This is a genomic window from Cupriavidus basilensis OR16 (genome assembly GCF_000243095.1).
GTDB lineage: Bacteria > Pseudomonadota > Gammaproteobacteria > Burkholderiales > Burkholderiaceae > Cupriavidus > Cupriavidus basilensis_D.
In genome coordinates this window covers 1-968 of record NZ_AHJE01000152.1, presented here as the reverse complement: position 1 = coordinate 968, position 968 = coordinate 1, and the positions used below count along the sequence as shown (strand labels likewise).

Genomic DNA, 968 nt, shown 5'->3' with positions numbered 1-968 from the left:
GCCTATCGCCAGTGGCGTCCATGTCCATGGCCGTAATAGCCCCGGCCGTAGCCCCGCTCGTAGTAACCGCGGCCATAGTAACGCGGGCCGTAGCCGTAATAGCCCGGGCCCGGACCGTAGTAGACCGGCGGCGGGCCATAGTAGACAGGAGCAGGCGCCATGATCACGGGCGGTGCGGCAATATAAGCCGGAGGCGGATAGTACGCGGGGCCACCGACAACGACGCCAGGCACACCAATCGCCACGCCAACGCTCACATGGGCCATTGCCGCACCTGATGCCAGCGCCCCAAGTAAAGCGAGTCCTGCGAGCCACCAACGTTTCATGATCCTTGCCTCTTGCGACGTGTTATTCGATAAGAAGTATTGTAGGTTCTTGAAAAATGGCAGGTGAAACCGAGGACGTTACATTGTTACCAGGCGTAACAATCGGCATATAAACACGCCGCATTCGCGCGCTTGGTCATCTCCCGCGCAAATCCCGCGCGGAGCTTGCATCACCGCGCCCAACCGACCACAATATCGGGCTTGCCGTGCGGCCGTGGAGAAATTGGTAGACTCAGCAGACTTAAAATCGGCTGTGGATGTAGTATTGGCAAGGGATTGCGCGGCACAATGTGTAAATCTGCGTAATCCGCTGCCAACACATCCAGAGGGGAAAAATGGGCTCCATCACAACCGCCAAGAAAACGGACAAGGCCAGCGGAAAGACTGTCACCACCTACCGCGCTTTCATCCGCCGGAACGTCAACGGCAAGCAGGTCAACAAGTCGAAGGTGTTTGCAACCAAGACAGAGGCGAAGGATTGGCTGCGGGAGAACGAGAGCAGCGCCTCCCTCGCCGCGCTGGGAACTGCAGCTGGTCCGAAGTTTGGCGATCTGCTGGATTCATTCGTCAAGGCGCCGCCGACCAAAGGCACCCGGTTCTGGGAGCCGGCTCATATTGACTTCTGCGGGTTGAGCTTGCGCC

General features: G+C 58.8%; 2 protein-coding genes. One reads left to right on the top strand and one right to left on the bottom strand.

Annotated features, from left to right (window positions below):
• Positions 1-2: 2 nt before the first annotated feature.
• The gene (locus OR16_RS36265) at positions 3-326 is read right to left on the bottom strand and encodes a hypothetical protein (protein ID WP_043422544.1); all 324 of its coding nucleotides are present in this window, start codon (positions 324-326) and stop codon (positions 3-5) included.
• A 335-nt stretch (positions 327-661) separates the two neighbouring features.
• Here OR16_RS36265 and OR16_RS36260 point away from each other — a divergent pair.
• On the top strand, positions 662-968 hold a 307-nt coding region (locus OR16_RS36260), incomplete at its 3' end, for an Arm DNA-binding domain-containing protein (protein WP_006164014.1).

Excerpts from the sequence above, each read along its gene's own strand:
- OR16_RS36265 (WP_043422544.1), bottom strand. The coding sequence starts at position 326 with ATGAAACGTTGGTGGCTCGCAGGACTCGCTTTACTTGGGGCGCTGGCA.